This is a genomic window from Streptomyces sp. WAC 01529, assembly GCF_003945545.1.
In the GTDB taxonomy this organism is placed as follows: domain Bacteria; phylum Actinomycetota; class Actinomycetes; order Streptomycetales; family Streptomycetaceae; genus Streptomyces; species Streptomyces anatolicus.
This window is the reverse complement of sequence record NZ_CP029617.1, coordinates 2,378,984-2,393,026: the sequence shown is the minus strand read 5'-3', so window position 1 is coordinate 2,393,026 and position 14,043 is coordinate 2,378,984. Positions and strand designations below refer to the sequence as shown.

Here is a 14,043-nt window from a genome sequence, read left to right as displayed (position 1 = left end):
ATAACCGGTCACACGGACCACGATGGAGGGGGAGCACCCTCAGCCACAGGCGGAATCCGGACTCCCAGGAGGTGCCCATGTCGCAGGATGTCAGCGCCCGCCCCACAGGACAGGGCCCCGACCCCGCGCACGGCAAGGGAGCGAACGGGCACCCGCCCGGCGGCGTACTGGTCTCCATCGGCGCGCTGCTGCTCGGCATGCTGCTCGCCGCGCTCGACCAGACCATCGTCTCGACCGCCCTGCCGACGATCGTCAGCGAGCTGGGCGGCATGGACCACCTGTCGTGGGTCGTCACCGCGTACATGCTGGCCGCGACGGCCGCGACCCCCCTGTGGGGCAAGCTCGGCGACCAGTACGGCCGCAAGAAGCTCTTCCTGACCGCGATCGTCATCTTCCTGGTCGGCTCGGCGCTCTGCGGAATGGCGCAGAACATGCCCCAGCTGATCGGCTTCCGCGCGCTCCAGGGCCTCGGCGGCGGCGGACTCATGGTGCTGTCCATGGCGATCGTCGGCGACCTCGTCTCACCGCGCGAACGCGGCAAGTACCAGGGCCTGTTCGGCGCGGTCTTCGGCGCGACCAGCGTGCTCGGACCGCTGCTCGGCGGCCTGTTCACCGAGCACCTCAGCTGGCGCTGGGTCTTCTACATCAACCTGCCCATCGGCGTGATCGCGCTCCTCGTCATCGCCACCACACTCCACATCCCGGTGCGCGACACCAAGCACACCATCGACTACCTCGGCACCTTCCTCATCGCCTCCGTCGCCACCTGCCTGGTCCTCGTCGCCTCCCTCGGCGGCACCACCTGGGCCTGGGGCTCGCCGCGGATCATCGGACTCGCGGTGCTCGGCGTGGTGCTCGCCGCCGCCTTCGTGGCGGTGGAGCGCAAGGCCGCGGAGCCGGTGATCCCGCTGAAGCTGTTCCGGATCCGCACCTTCACCCTCTCCGCGGTCATCAGCTTCATCGTCGGCTTCGCGATGTTCGGGGCGATGACCTATCTGCCGACGTTCCTCCAGGTCGTCCAGGGCGTCTCGCCGACCATGTCGGGCGTGCACATGCTGCCGATGGTGGCCGGAATGCTCCTGTCGACGACCGCGTCCGGGCAGATCGTCAGCCGCACCGGCCGCTGGAAGGTCTTCCCCGTCGCGGGCACGGCCGTCACCACGCTCGGCCTGCTCCTCCTCCACCAGCTGAACGAGCACAGCTCCACGGGCGAGATGAGCGCGTACTTCTTCGTCTTCGGCCTGGGCCTCGGCCTGGTCATGCAGGTGCTCGTGCTCATCGTGCAGAACTCGGTCGGCTACGAGGACCTGGGCGTCGCCACCTCCGGCGCGACCTTCTTCCGCTCCATCGGCGCCTCCTTCGGCGTCGCGATCTTCGGCACGATCTTCACCAACCGGCTCGGCGACAAGCTGACCGACGCCCTCGCCGGGCAGCAGCTGCCGCCGGGACTCAGCGTCGGCACCCTGGAGGCCGACCCGCGCGGCATCGCGCGCCTCCCCGCCGACCTGCGGCCCAGCGCCCTGCACGCGTACGCCTCGTCGATCACCGACGTCTTCCTCTACGCGGCGCCGGTCGCGCTCCTCGCCTTCGTCCTCGCCTGGTTCCTGCGCGAGGACAAGCTGCGCGGCTCGGTCACCGCGCCCGACCAGACGCAGACGCTGGCCAGCAACCCCGTCGAACGCTCCTCGTACGACGAGGTGGCGCGGGCGCTCTCGGTCCTCGGCACCCGGGAGGGCCGCCGGGCGATCTACGAGAAGATCACCGCCCGCGCGGGCTACGACCTGCTGCCCGCGGCCAGCTGGCTGCTCCTGCGCATCGCCCGGCACGGCTCCGTCGAACCCGCCGTACTCGCCGAGCGCACCACCGTGCCGCTCACCGTCATCACGGCGGCGGCCCGCCAGGTCGAGGAACGGCACCTCGCCGAACGCCAGGGCCTCGACATGTTCCTGACCGCACAGGGCCGCGAGGTCGCCAGGAAACTCGCCGACGCCCGCGAGGAGTCCCTCTCCGAACTGCTCGGCGACTGGTGGGGCCCGCAGCGCCCGACCGACCTGACCCAGCTGGTCCGGGAGCTGAGCGGCGAGCTGTGCGGCTCGGAGTCGGAGCGGCCGCACGACGGGGCGGCCGGGGCGACGCGCCTGCGGGCCGTGTGAGGTCCCGCGTACGACGACGGCGCGTACGACGACGGCGCCCCGCGAGCCGATCGGCTCGCGGGGCGCCGCTCTCGTACCTGTCTGTGCCGACGGTCCCGGTCAGCTCTTGGGCGCGGCCTGCTGGACGACCTCGAACGACCAGACCGTGGACCCGGAGGCGGCGGGCTTGGGCCGCTCGCCGCCGCCGTCGCCGCCACCCTGGTGCGCGGCCTTCATGGGGCCCTCCATCCACGCCTGGAAGGAGGCCTCGTCGCGCCAGCGGGTGTAGACGAGGTACTGGTCGGTGCCCTCGATGGGGCGCAGCAGCTCGAACCACTCGAAGCCGTCGGAGTTCTCCACCGCGCCCGCGCGGGACGCGAAGCGCTTCTCCAGGACCTCGCGCTGTTCCTCGGGGACGGTGAGTGCGTTGATCTTCACGATGCTCATGCGGCCATCCTGCCGTACGGCTCCACGGCCCTCAGAGCCGCAGCAGGCGCTCGGCCGTCTCGCGGTAGTCGCGCAGGGCCAGGCGGAGCTGTTCGGTGTCGGTGGCCGAGGGCTCGGGGGCGACGGGGGCGCCCTCGGTGGCCAGGGCGCCGCCCGGTGCCATCCCGGCGGCCGGGGGCGTGCCGCCCTCAGGCGTGGTGCGTGCCGGTGTCGTCTGCCAGGAGGAGCGCAGGACGCGGCGGCGTTCGGCCAGCGTGTCCGTGAGGCGGGCGATGGCCTCCTCCAGGACGTGGTCGACTTCCTCGACCGAGCCGCGCGGGCCGTCGACGAAGCCGTTGACGGCGTTCTGGAGGCGCAGCGTCAGCTTGTCGCGCTCCTCGGGCGGGAACAGTGTCGTGTCGTCAGCCATGCTGGACTCCCCCTCGGGTGATGCCGGTCGAACGCTTGCCGGGCGTGTGCTTGCCGGAGTGCGCGGTGGAGTGGTCGTGCCGGTCGGAGACCAGGTCGTCGAAGAGGGCCCGCGCCTCGACCATGGCCTCGCGCATCTCCTCGGTGCCTGCCGGGCCCTGCTCGGAACCCGTCGTGTCGAGCGCCGCCCGGTGCACCCTGCGGTAGCCGTGGACGTGGGTGGCGTGGTGCACGGAGAGCGCGTCCAGCTGGTCCTCGTAGTGGCCGGCGTCGGGGAAGCCCCGGGTGGCCGCCAGTTCGGCGATGAGCCGGTCCGCCTCGGCGACGGCCTCGCGCGGGGAGTCGACGAAGCGCTCCTGGGCGAGGTTCCAGCGGGCGGAGTACTGCTCGCGCGCCGCGGGGTCCAACGGGCGTATCTGCAAGGAGCCGTGTCGCTTCACACGCTCCCCGAGGTCGCGTTCGGCCGCTTTCGTGTCGCCGTCGTGCCGGGCGACCGCGCGGTCGTACTCGGGCCCGAAGCGGCGCTTCAGGCTGTGGCCGCCGCCCGCGTTCCGCTTGCGGTTCAGCACGACGAACGCGCCGACGGCGAGGACGACGACGACCACGATCAGAACGATGATCATGACTGTGGACATGGATGGGTGCCTTCCCGGGGGGTGGGCCTTGGGATGCGAGGCGCGGTGTCGCCATCGCGCCTGTCCCGAAAGCGAGTTGCCCGGATGCGGGCGGCCAAACGCGGTGCGTGCGCCCCGAGGTGGCCTTAAGATGCCGCAGCGCGCGATGACCGACCACGCTCGCGCCGCCCCGAGTCGAAGGAGCGTACGTAGATGCTGGAGCTGACGATGGCCTCGGTGTCCGGGGCGGACGCGGGCGCGACCGCCGGGATGCTCATGGCCGAGGCGCCGAGTGCGCCGGGCGCGGTGCTGCGGGTGGGGCGGGACGCGGGCGTGTGCCGTCTGGTGACGCCCGGCGACTGGCTCTTCGTCTCCCGTACGCACCTGGAGTTCCGCTGCGGGCCCGACGGGGCCTGGTCGGTGACCTGGCTGCGCGGCTCGAACCCCGACCCCGCGTCGGAGGTGCGGCTGGTCTGTGAGGGCGCGGCGCGGCCCCTCGCGTACGGAGGGGTCGCGCCGCTGGCCCGGGGCGGCTTGGGCGAGGTGGTCATCCAGGACAGGTCGGGGCCCCGGAGTGTGAACGTGGGCTTCTACCACGAGGGTTGAGCCCACCGGCGTACGTGGCCGTCAGTCCCGTAAGCGGGCCAGCGCGAAGCCGTCGTAACCCTTGGTGCCCACCGTCTGGATCGCCGTCGCCTCAAGGCGCGGGTGCTCTGCCATGAGTTCGAGCGCGGCGCGGGTGCCGCGCACGTGCGGGTCCGGGTCGGCGGCGTCGGTGACGGCGCCGCCGCGTACGACGTTGTCGAGGACGATGAGGCTGCCGGGGCGGGTGAGCTTGAGCGACCACTCCACGTAGTGCGGGTTGTTGGCCTTGTCGGCGTCGATGAAGACGAGGTCGAAGGGCGCGGGGTGCGCGGCGTGCTCGGCGCCGAGTGCGGCGAGCGAGTCGAGGGCGGGGCCGACGCGGACCTCGGTGAGCTTGTCGAGCCCGGCGCGGGCGAGGTTGGCGCGGGCCACGTCGGCGTGCTCCCGCTTGTGCTCCAGGGTGATCAGGCGGCCGTCGGAGGGCAGGGCTCGGGCCAGCCAGATCGTGCTGTAGCCGCCGAGTGTGCCGATCTCCAGGATGCGGCGGGCGCCCTGGGTCCGGGCGAGGAGTTGGAGCAGCTTGCCCTGGTTCGGGGAGACGGCGATCTTCGGCAGCCCGGCGGTGTCGCTGTCGCGCAGGGCTGCGGCCAGGGCCTCGTCGGCCGGGGCGAGGAGGTGGGTGAAGTAGTCGTCGACGGAGTTCCACTGCTGTTGGCTCATGCGGGGTCCCTTCGAGCGTAGGGGGGCGGGGCCGGTCGTCAGTGGCGTGTCGACGGTCGGCCCGTGCCGTGGCTCGGCCTCGGGGCTCTGCCCCGGACCCCGCTCCTCAATCGCCGGAGGGGCTGGAATTTGCCTCTACCGCCGCCGGAGACCCCGGCAGCGGCTTGCCCGCTGATTCCGTCAGGTACCAGACCGCGATGCCGCCCACCACCGCCGCCGCCATCATGTAGTACGCGGGCATCATCTTGTCTCCCGTCGCGCCGATCAGCGCCGTCACCACCAGCGGTGTCGTGCCGCCGAAGACCGAGACGGAGATGTTGAAGCCGATGGAGAGCGAGCCGTAGCGGACCTTCGTGGGGAAGAGGGCGGGGAGCGTCGCCGGCATCGAGGCCGTGAAGCAGACCAGGAGCAGGCCGAGCGCCCCGAGGCCCAGGCCGATCGCCCAGAGCGAGCCCTCGCGGATCAGGAGCAGGGCGGGGACGGAGAGGAGCAGGAAGCCCGCGCAGCCCGTGGCGATCACAGGGCGGCGGCCCACCCGGTCCGTGAGCGCGCCCACGAACGGCTGGACGCACATCATCAGCGCCATCACGCCCAGGATGACCAGCAGCCCGTGCGTCTCGTCGTACTTCAGCTCGCTGGTCAGATAGCTCGGCATGTACGAGAGCAGCATGTAGTCGGTGACGTTGAAGACCAGGACCAGGCCCATGCAGAGGAGGAGGGCCTTCCACTGGCCCGTCACCATGTCGCGCAGCCGCACCTTCGCGCGGGTCTGCTCGTCCTTGTGGGCCTTCTCCAGCTCGGCGGCGAACGCCGGGGTCTCCTCCAGCCGCATCCGCAGGTAGAGGCCGATCAGACCCATCGGGCCCGCGATCAGGAAGGGGATGCGCCAGCCCCAGGAGAGCAGGTCGTCCGAGGACATCAGGGCCGTCATCAGGGTCACGAGGCCCGCGCCGCCGATGTACCCCGCCAGCGTGCCGAACTCCAGCCAGCTGCCGAGGAAGCCGCGCTTCTTGTCGGGTGAGTACTCCGCGATGAAGGTGGAGGCACCCGCGTACTCACCGCCCGTGGAGAACCCCTGCACGAGCCGGGCCAGCAGGAGGAGCACCGGCGCCCAGACGCCGATGGTCGCGTAGGAGGGGATCAGGCCGATCGCGAACGTACCCGCCGCCATCATGATCATGGTGAGCGCCAGGACCTTCTGGCGGCCCACGCGGTCGCCCAGCGGGCCGAAGACCATGCCGCCCAGGGGGCGGATCAGGAAGGCCGCGGCGAAGGCGCCGAAGGTGGAGAGCAGCTGGGCCGTGGGGTTGCCCGAGGGGAAGAAGACCTTGCCGAGCGTCACGGCGATGTAGCTGTAGACGCCGAAGTCGAACCACTCCATCGCGTTGCCGAGGGCGGCCGCCTTCACCGCGCGCTTGACCATCGCTGGGTCGGTGACGGTGGCGCCCGCGGGGACGTCCGGGTTCGCCGCGTTCTGGGGCCCCCGGGCGGAATCGGGCTTCCGGGGGGCGACGGATGTGGCGCTCGGCAAGGGTTCGCTCGCCCGCTTTCGGTCGACGACAAGGACAGGGCCGCCCGCGGAAGCCGGGGCGGCCCGAAAAGCGACCATAGGTGCATCAGCCATCATTACGGTCGGTGCCCGGGTGGTCGCATACCGCGCCCAAAGGGTGGTTATCCAGGTCAAACGGCGTTTCCCGGAGTCGGAGGAGTGCGCCGCGCTTGTGATCTATGTCGCGACTCCGGCCGGGAACCGCGCCGCGGGAGCCCGCACCGACCTCGGTCGGCTCGGTCGGCTCGGCCGCGCGAAGGGTGTTTTCGGCCGGTTTCGGGTTGGATACGGCTGATAAAAGCCGATAGAAAGCGGTGTGGCCGTCAGGTGAAGCGGGGGTTGCGTGCGTCTCATTAGAGGGCCGACAGGGCCGGACAGGGCCGCAGGTGACGATCGGGCGGGAGGGCCGACGGGGCGTGGCGAACGTTGAGCACAGCGGACCGGGTAATGCCTTGGGCACGGGACAGGCCGACGGACCCGGGGCGCGGATCGGAGCGGCCCGGATCGCCCTCTGGCTGATCGCCGCCTTCCTGGCGATCCGCCAGGTGGCCGTCGTCCTGCGCACCCCCAAGGGCGAGCGCCTCACCGACCTGGAGACCTGGATCGGGCCGAACGGCGTCCTGCACGTCAACGGCTCCCTCTACGACGCGGACAGATTCACCGGCCCGCCCTTCGCGGGCCTCGTCCTCAAACCGCTCGCCCGCTCGGGAGAGCAGGCCCTCGGCTGGGCCTGGACCTTCGGCACCCTCGGCCTCGTCGTCGTACTCGGCCTCGTCGCCGCCCGCGCCCTGCCCCAGCCCGTCTCCCGGCGCACCTCGCTGCTCGCCGCCCCCGTCGCGATCAGCCTGCTGATCCTGTCGCTGCCGGTGCGCAACACCCTCTACCTCGGCCAGACCAGCATCCTCCCCGTCCTCCTCGTCCTGCTCGGCCTCTTCGCCGTGCGCGGTCAGCGGGCGAGCGGCGTCCTGATCGGCGTCGGCGCGGCGCTCCAGCCGACCATGCTGCTCTTCGCCGGCCTCCTCTGGTTCACCGGCCGCAAGAAGGCCGCCGCGTCCACCGGCGCCGCCTTCGCCGCCTGCACGGTCCTCGCCTGGGCCGCGATGCCGCGCGACTCATGGACGTACTGGATCCACCACCTCGCGGGAGCGGGCCTCGGCGCGAGCCCGGACGCCAACGCCAACCAGTCCCTGCACGGCATGCTGCTGCGCTGCGGCCTCGAAGGCCCCCTGGAGACAGGGCTCTTCCTCGTGCTCGGCGCCGCCGTCGTCGTGCTCGGCCTGCGCCGCGCCGTGCGCTACGCCGCGGACGGGCAGCTGCTCCTCGCCACCGCGATCACCGGCTGCGTGGCGGTCGCCGTCTCACCCGCGACCTGGCAGCACCAGCTCCTGTGGGTGCTCTTCGCCGTGGTCGGCCGGGTCGGCAGACGCCAGTCGGACCGGTACGTGTGGCCGGTGGCCGTCGTCCTCGTGTCGACGCTGCCCGCCAAGATGATGCTGCCGAACATGCCGGTCACCGAGCCGGTCCGCGACAACGTCGTGCTGATCGCCGCGCTCGCCGCCGCCGTCGCCGTACCGTTTCTCTCCCGCGCCCACCCGCAGTACCGGCGTCCGATCCCCACGGAGTACGCGGCGCCCGTCCCGGCCCGCTGGAGCCGGGTGCCGCTGCTGCCGTTCTGGCGGCGCGTCCTGACCCGCCCGAACCTCCTGCTCGAACTCCTCCTGATCCGCGTCGGCTACTCCGCCTACCAGCAGGTCAGGCTCGCCGCGACCGGCGGCACCATCTCCGGGGGCCGGGCCAGGGCGGAGCACCACGGCGAACAGGTCCACGCGATCGAGGAGTTCCTGCGGATCGACGTCGAGCACTGGTTCAACCACCTGACCGTGCGCATCGGTTGGATGGAGGACTTCTTCAACTTCTACTACACGTCGTTCCACTTCGTGGTGCCACTGAGCGTCCTCGCCGTCCTCTACGCGCGCCGCCCCGCCGAGTACCGCTGGGCGCGCTCCGCGCTCGGCTTCGCTACCGTCCTCGCGCTCATCGGCTTCTGGGCCTACCCGCTCGCCCCGCCGCGCCTGATGCCGGACCTCGGCTTCATCGACACCGTGCACGGCGTGCAGGACTTCACCAAGCCGAACTACGGCACGCTGACCGACCTCACCAACCAGTACGCGGCGATGCCCTCGCTGCACTTCGGCTGGTCCCTGTGGTGCGGCCTGGTCATCGCGGTCATCGCGCCCAGGTGGTGGATGAAGGCGCTCGGCCTCCTGCACCCGTTCCTCACGCTCTGCGCGATCGTCGGCACCGGCAACCACTGGGTGCTCGACGCGGTGGGTGGCGCGGCCGTCGTCGGCGCGGGCTTCGGCCTCACCCACCTGCTCTCGGGGCCCCGGGTGAGCAGGCCGCTGACGGCCGCGGCCGGGGCGCCGCCGCCCGTCACCGACACGTCGAAGGACTCGGCGAAGGACGGTACGCCGAGCTGATCCGGTAGGTGCCGGGCCCCGGCACCGAGAGCCGCGTGAACTCGCCGTCCTGCTTCAGACAGGCCCCCTCGGCCCGCAGCCACGGCGAGTACACGAGGCGCACCGTGACCGAGCCCCGGCGCGGGACGCGCACCACCACGTCGGAGCCCGTGGTGCGGACGACGGACGCGGGCTCGGAGACCAGCGGCACCGGGTCCTTCACCCGGAAGATCCGCCAGTTCTCGTCCCGCCACACCGGCTCCAGCCAGCGGGGCCCGCTCGCCACCAGCTCCGCCTCGTCCTCGGCGAACCCGTCCGGCTTGCCCGAGGGCAGCACGACGTACCCCACGGCCCACCTGTCCAGCCACGCCCGGTAGGTGGCCGCCGAGAACGTCCCGTCGTAGAAGAGGCGGCCGCGCTCGATGTCGAGCTGGCGGTTCCAGCCGCGCGCCATGTTCACGTACGGGGCCAGGGCGGTGGCCTCGCGGTGGTTGCGGGCCGGGACGACCTCGACGCGGGTGCGGTCGGCGCCGAGGCTCTCCAGCGCCCGCACCACGCCGTGGGTGTCGACCGCCCACTTGGGCACCTTCGTGGAGACCACCAGGTCGTCGACGGTCTTCTGGGTCACCCAGCCCGAGCAGAGCACCAGCGCCACCGTCAGCGCGATCCGCCGCGCCCGGTCGCGGCCGGTGGCGAGCAGCGCCGCCAGCAGCGCGGCGGGCCCGACCAGCTCCGCGAGCCGCTCGACGTTGGTGCCGATCGGGGAGGGGATGAGATACGTGAGCACGGTCCCGACCGCGTAGACGCCCGCGCCCCAGCGCAGCACCCGCCACTCGCGGGGGCCCGCCAGGATCAGCACGAGGGAGACCACCACGGGCGGGAAGATCCGGTCGAACGGCATCAAGTGCTCGCCCGTGAACGGGAAGAGCACCGTCGTGGTCGCCACCACGAGGACGGGCGGCACGATGAGCAGGGCGGCGCGCGCCCAGTCGCGTACGAAGAAGTAGCCCGCCCCCGCGACCAGCAGGAAGAGGCCCGCGACCGGCGAACCCATGGTGGCGAGCGCCGCGCACACGGCGGCCGGGATCGCGCGCCGCCCCCGCGTGAGCGCCAGACAGGCGGCGAAGGCGAAGGCGATGCCGAGCGCGAAGGTGGTGCGCCCCGAGGCCACGTTGCACCACACGCCGAGCGAGGCGAGCACCGCGGGCCACAGGGGCTTGCGGACGCCGGTGCGCTCGATGAGCGCGGCGACCAGATAGGCGCCCGCGACCCCGGAGAGGACGGTCACCGTCTTCACGCCGACGGCGGCCATCAGATAGGGCGAGATCAGGCTGTAGTTGGCGGTGTGCATGCCGCCGTACCAGAAGAGGCTGTAGGCGGCCGCGCCGTGCTCGGAAGCGAACCGCGCCCAGGCCTCCTGCGCGGCGAGATCACCGCCGCCCGTCGCGAGGAACGCCGCCCACACCGCGTACAGGGGAAGGGTGGGGACGGTGGCGAGCAGCGGTACGCGGTGCCGTCGGCAGAAGGCCCGGAAGGAGGACTTCCGCTCCGCGGGCGCGCTGCCGGGCGGGGCGATCGAGAAGTCGGCGAAGACCACGGCCACCGTTTCCGTTCGAAGTCTTGGAGAGGCAAGGTTCACCTCTCCAGACGCGGCGCGCAACGGAAACGTTGGTTCCGTAAAGCGGGTGGCCGAGACCGAGCGGGTCAGCCGGCGGTGACCCGCATTTCCTTGACGCCGTTGAGCCAGGCCGAGCGGAGCCTGCGCGGATCGGCCGCGAGGCGCAGGTCCGGCATGGCGTCGGCGATCGCGTGGAAGATGAGGTCGATCTCCAGGACCGCGAGGGACTTGCCGAGGCAGAAGTGCGGGCCGCCGCCGCCGAAGCCGAGGTGCGGGTTGGGGTCGCGGGTGATGTCGAACGCGCCGGGGTTCTCGAAGACCTCGGGGTCGTGGTTGGCGGAGGAGTAGAAGAGGCCGACCCGGTCGCCCCGCTTGATCTTGGCGCCGCCCAGCTCCGTGTCCTGGGTCGCGGTGCGCTGGAAGGAGACGACCGGGGTGGCCCAGCGCACGATCTCCTCGGCCGCGGTGCCGGGGCGCTCGCTTTTGTACAGCTCCCATTGGTCCGGATGGGTGAGGAAGGCGTGCATGCCGTGGGTGATGGCGTTGCGGGTGGTCTCGTTCCCGGCCACCGCGAGCAGGATCACGAAGAAGCCGAACTCGTCGCCCGAGAGGTTCCCCTCGTCCTCCGCCGCCACCAGCTGGCTGACGATGTCCTTGGCCGGGCACTCCTTGCGGGCCGCGGCGAGGTTCATCGCGTAACTGACGATCTCTAGGGCCGCCTCGGCGCCGATCTCCTCGGTGATGGCGTACTCCGGATCGTCGTATGCCGCCATCTTGTTGGACCAGTCGAAGATCTTGGAGCGGTCCTCCTGGGGGACGCCGATCAGCTCCGCGATGGCCTGGAGGGGGAGTTCGGCGGCGACGTTCGTCACGAAGTCGAAGGCGCCGTCGGGGCCCGCCTGCTCCAGCGCCGTCCCGACGATGGAGTGGGCGCGCTCGCGCAGTGCGTCCTCCAGCGAGCGGATGGCGCGGGGCGTGAAGCCGCGCTGCACGATCTGGCGGACCCGGGTGTGCTCGGGCGGGTCCATGTTGAGCATGATCATCCTCTGGACCTCGATCTGGTCGCGGCTGATCCTCTCGTTGAAGCGGATGACCGCGGTGTTGAGGTGGGAGGAGTACAACTCCGGGTGCGTGGACACGTACTTGACGTCCTCGTGCCGCGTGACGGCCCAGTACCCCGCGTCGTCGAAGCCGGACACGCGCGGCCGCTGGGCGATCCAGCGCACCGGTTCCGTCTGCCGCAGCTGTGCGAACTCCGGGAGGGGCACGCGGTCTTGGAGCAGGTCCGGGTCGGTGAAGTCGAACCCGTCGGGGAGCGCTGGACAGGGCATCGGCAACTCCTGGCGTGAGCTGAGTTCTGACGTGCCGTCAGCAGGCTTGCCAGGCAAGGTAGTAACGGGTTCTACAAGAGGCAAGGCCCACGGAGGGGGCGGTTGGGCGCGCGCCTCGCGCAAGGTGCGTGCACGACCCTTGCGGCGCCGGGGTCCCGCTCAGCAGACTGCTTGACAGAACTAGAACGCGTACTAGTTCCTCTCGCGAGCCGCCGGGACGGCTCGCGGGACATGGACGGAGAGGACCAGCCCCATGGCCGCGGAACCTGTCATCGTCGAAGCCGTACGCACCCCCATCGGCAAGCGCGGGGGTGCGCTCGCCAACCTTCACCCCGCCTATCTGCTCGGGGAGACGTACCGCGAACTCCTCGGACGCACCGGCATCCACGCCGACTGCGTCGAGCAGATCGTCGGCGGCACGGTGACCCACGCGGGGGAGCAGTCGATGAACCCCGCGCGCACGGCCTGGCTCACGATGGGGCTTCCGTACGAGACGGCGGCGACGACGGTGGACTGCCAGTGCGGCTCCTCGCAGCAGGCGAGTCACATGGTGGCCAACATGGTCGCGGCCGGGGTCATCGACGTCGGCATCAGCTGCGGCGTCGAGGCGATGTCGCGGGTGCCGCTCGGCTCCGGCTCCAAGCACGGTCCTGGCAAGCCCTTCCCCGACGAGTGGAACGTGGACCTGCCCAACCAGTTCGAGGCCGCCGAGCGCATCGCCCGCAACCGCGGCCTCACCCGCGAGAACGTGGACTCCCTCGGCCTCATCTCGCAGGAGCGGGCGGCCGTGGCCTGGTCCGAGGAGCGCTTCAAGCGCGAGACGTTCGCCGTGCAGGTGCCGACCACGGAGGAGGAGCAGGCTGCCGGGCAGGGCATGTGGCGGCTCGTCGACCGTGACGAGGGGCTGCGCGACACGTCGATGGAGGCGCTCGGCGGGCTCAAGCCGGTCATGCCGACCGCCGTGCACACGGCCGGCAACTCCTCACAGATCTCGGACGGGGCGGCGGCCCTGATGTGGGCGTCCAAGCGGATGGCGCGGGCGCTGAAGCTGAAGCCGCGGGCCCGGATCGTCGCGCAGGCGCTGGTCGGCGCCGACCCGCACTTCCACCTGGACGGACCGATCGACGCGACGCGCGCGGTGCTCGGCAGGGCGGGGATGTCCCTGAAGGACATCGACCTCGTCGAGATCAACGAGGCGTTCGCGTCGGTGGTGCTGAGCTGGGCGCAGGTCTTCGGCCAGGACCTGGAGAAGGTGAACGTGAACGGGGGCGCGATAGCGCTGGGGCACCCCGTGGGGGCGACCGGGGCACGCCTGATCACGACGGCCCTGCACGAGCTGGAGCGCAGGGACAAGGAGTTCGCGCTGGTGACGATGTGCGCGGGCGGCGCGGTGGCGACGGCGACGATCCTCCAGCGCTTGTAGAAGACCCGTGGAACCACAAAACGCCGGACGGACTGGAGGTGGGTCTCCAGCCCGTCCGGCGTTTGAGGACGAACTCGGCGAAGCCGGTGATCTGACGGTGAGGTGATCAGCGGTGCGATACGAAACCCCGCTGAAGGCGCCCCCGCCAGAATCAGTACCAGCCGTTGGCCTGCCAGTGGTTCCACGCGCCGACGGGGCTGCCGTAGCGCTCGTTCATGTACTTCAGGCCCCACTCGATCTGGGTCTCCGGGTTGGTCTTCCAGTCCGCGCCCGCCGAGGCCATCTTCGAGCCGGGCAGCGCCTGGACCAGGCCGTAGGCGCCGGAGGAGGAGTTGGTCGCGTTGACGTCCCAGCCGCTCTCGTGCGAGACGATCTTGTCGAACGCGGCGAACTGCGCGGGGTCCGAGATCTTCGCCTTGGCGATCGCCTTGGCGGAGGTCGGGGCGGCGGCGGGGGCGGCGGCTGCGACGGCGGCCTTCGTGGTGGTCGGGGTGGCTGCCTGGGCCGGGGCCGCGGCGAAGACCATGCCGGTGGCGGCGGCGGCGACGAGGCCGCCGGAGAGGGCCTTCTTCGGGGAAGCGATGCGGCGGATGAGCGAGGCGGACACAGAGGACCTTCCGGTGGGGGACGGGGTTGTCGCGGTGCGTGCCGTGAAACGTGGGGGACATGCGTAAGCGCCGAGTTCCCGTGGGGACGTCGGCGCCGTGCGACTCATCCAGAGAAACAGGCCCGAGACCTCGCCGCAATGACCCCTCTT

At 71.4% G+C, this 14,043-nt stretch carries 11 protein-coding genes and 1 pseudogene; 4 read left to right on the top strand and 8 right to left on the bottom strand.

Translation table 11 applies throughout. From position 1 onward, the window contains the following. The first annotated feature begins 77 nt into the window (after positions 1-77). Positions 78-2,153, top strand: coding sequence for an MFS transporter (locus DMA15_RS10725; RefSeq protein ID WP_125512548.1), 2,076 nt, complete (start codon positions 78-80; stop codon positions 2,151-2,153). 99 nt (positions 2,154-2,252) lie between these two features. Here DMA15_RS10725 and DMA15_RS10720 read toward each other — a convergent pair whose 3' ends face one another. From DMA15_RS10720 to DMA15_RS10710, 3 genes and pseudogenes are all read right to left on the bottom strand, one after another. Further along, positions 2,253-2,579: an antibiotic biosynthesis monooxygenase gene (locus DMA15_RS10720; RefSeq protein WP_125512547.1), complete on the bottom strand. Its 327-nt coding sequence runs from the start codon at positions 2,577-2,579 to the stop codon at positions 2,253-2,255. Between the two features lie 31 nt (positions 2,580-2,610). Next, positions 2,611-2,970, bottom strand: a pseudogene (locus tag DMA15_RS10715) (hypothetical protein); the annotation flags it as partial. 10 nt (positions 2,971-2,980) lie between these two features. Continuing rightward, positions 2,981-3,622, bottom strand: coding sequence for a hypothetical protein (locus tag DMA15_RS10710; protein WP_240659743.1), 642 nt, complete (start codon positions 3,620-3,622; stop codon positions 2,981-2,983). 192 nt (positions 3,623-3,814) lie between these two features. Between DMA15_RS10710 and DMA15_RS10705 the strand changes: the two genes are divergently transcribed. Continuing rightward, on the top strand, positions 3,815-4,207 hold the full coding sequence (locus DMA15_RS10705) for an FHA domain-containing protein (protein ID WP_125512545.1): 393 nt from the start codon (positions 3,815-3,817) through the stop codon (positions 4,205-4,207). 21 nt (positions 4,208-4,228) lie between these two features. On the opposite strand, the gene DMA15_RS10700 is transcribed toward DMA15_RS10705, so the two are convergent. Both DMA15_RS10700 and proP read right to left on the bottom strand, forming a co-directional pair. Further along, positions 4,229-4,906 carry an O-methyltransferase gene (locus DMA15_RS10700; RefSeq protein ID WP_125512544.1) on the bottom strand — a complete coding sequence of 226 codons (678 nt, stop codon included), beginning with the start codon at positions 4,904-4,906 and terminating at the stop codon, positions 4,229-4,231. Between the two features lie 106 nt (positions 4,907-5,012). After that, positions 5,013-6,437, bottom strand: a complete 1,425-nt coding sequence (proP, locus tag DMA15_RS10695) for a glycine betaine/L-proline transporter ProP (protein ID WP_125512543.1) — start codon at positions 6,435-6,437, stop codon at positions 5,013-5,015. A gap of 434 nt (positions 6,438-6,871) precedes the next feature. On the opposite strand from proP, the gene DMA15_RS10690 reads away from it, so the two are divergent. Beyond that, a complete protein-coding gene (locus tag DMA15_RS10690; protein ID WP_125512542.1) occupies positions 6,872-8,935 on the top strand; it encodes a bifunctional glycosyltransferase 87/phosphatase PAP2 family protein in 2,064 nt (687 codons plus the stop codon). On the opposite strand, the gene DMA15_RS10685 is transcribed toward DMA15_RS10690, so the two are convergent. Together DMA15_RS10685 and DMA15_RS10680 are read right to left on the bottom strand one after the other, a co-directional pair. Next, positions 8,889-10,511 carry a hypothetical protein gene (locus DMA15_RS10685; protein ID WP_240660192.1) on the bottom strand — a complete coding sequence of 541 codons (1,623 nt, stop codon included), beginning with the start codon at positions 10,509-10,511 and terminating at the stop codon, positions 8,889-8,891. The genes DMA15_RS10690 and DMA15_RS10685 overlap by 47 nt on opposite strands. Positions 10,512-10,618: 107 nt before the next feature. Continuing rightward, on the bottom strand, positions 10,619-11,863 hold the full coding sequence (locus DMA15_RS10680) for a cytochrome P450 (protein WP_125512540.1): 1,245 nt from the start codon (positions 11,861-11,863) through the stop codon (positions 10,619-10,621). Between the two features lie 253 nt (positions 11,864-12,116). Between DMA15_RS10680 and DMA15_RS10675 the strand changes: the two genes are divergently transcribed. Next, positions 12,117-13,286: a steroid 3-ketoacyl-CoA thiolase gene (locus DMA15_RS10675; RefSeq protein ID WP_125512539.1), complete on the top strand. Its 1,170-nt coding sequence runs from the start codon at positions 12,117-12,119 to the stop codon at positions 13,284-13,286. Positions 13,287-13,437: 151 nt separating this feature from the next. Here DMA15_RS10675 and DMA15_RS10670 read toward each other — a convergent pair whose 3' ends face one another. Then, a complete protein-coding gene (locus DMA15_RS10670) occupies positions 13,438-13,893 on the bottom strand; it encodes a transglycosylase SLT domain-containing protein (protein ID WP_240659742.1) in 456 nt (151 codons plus the stop codon). Positions 13,894-14,043 lie beyond the last annotated feature (150 nt).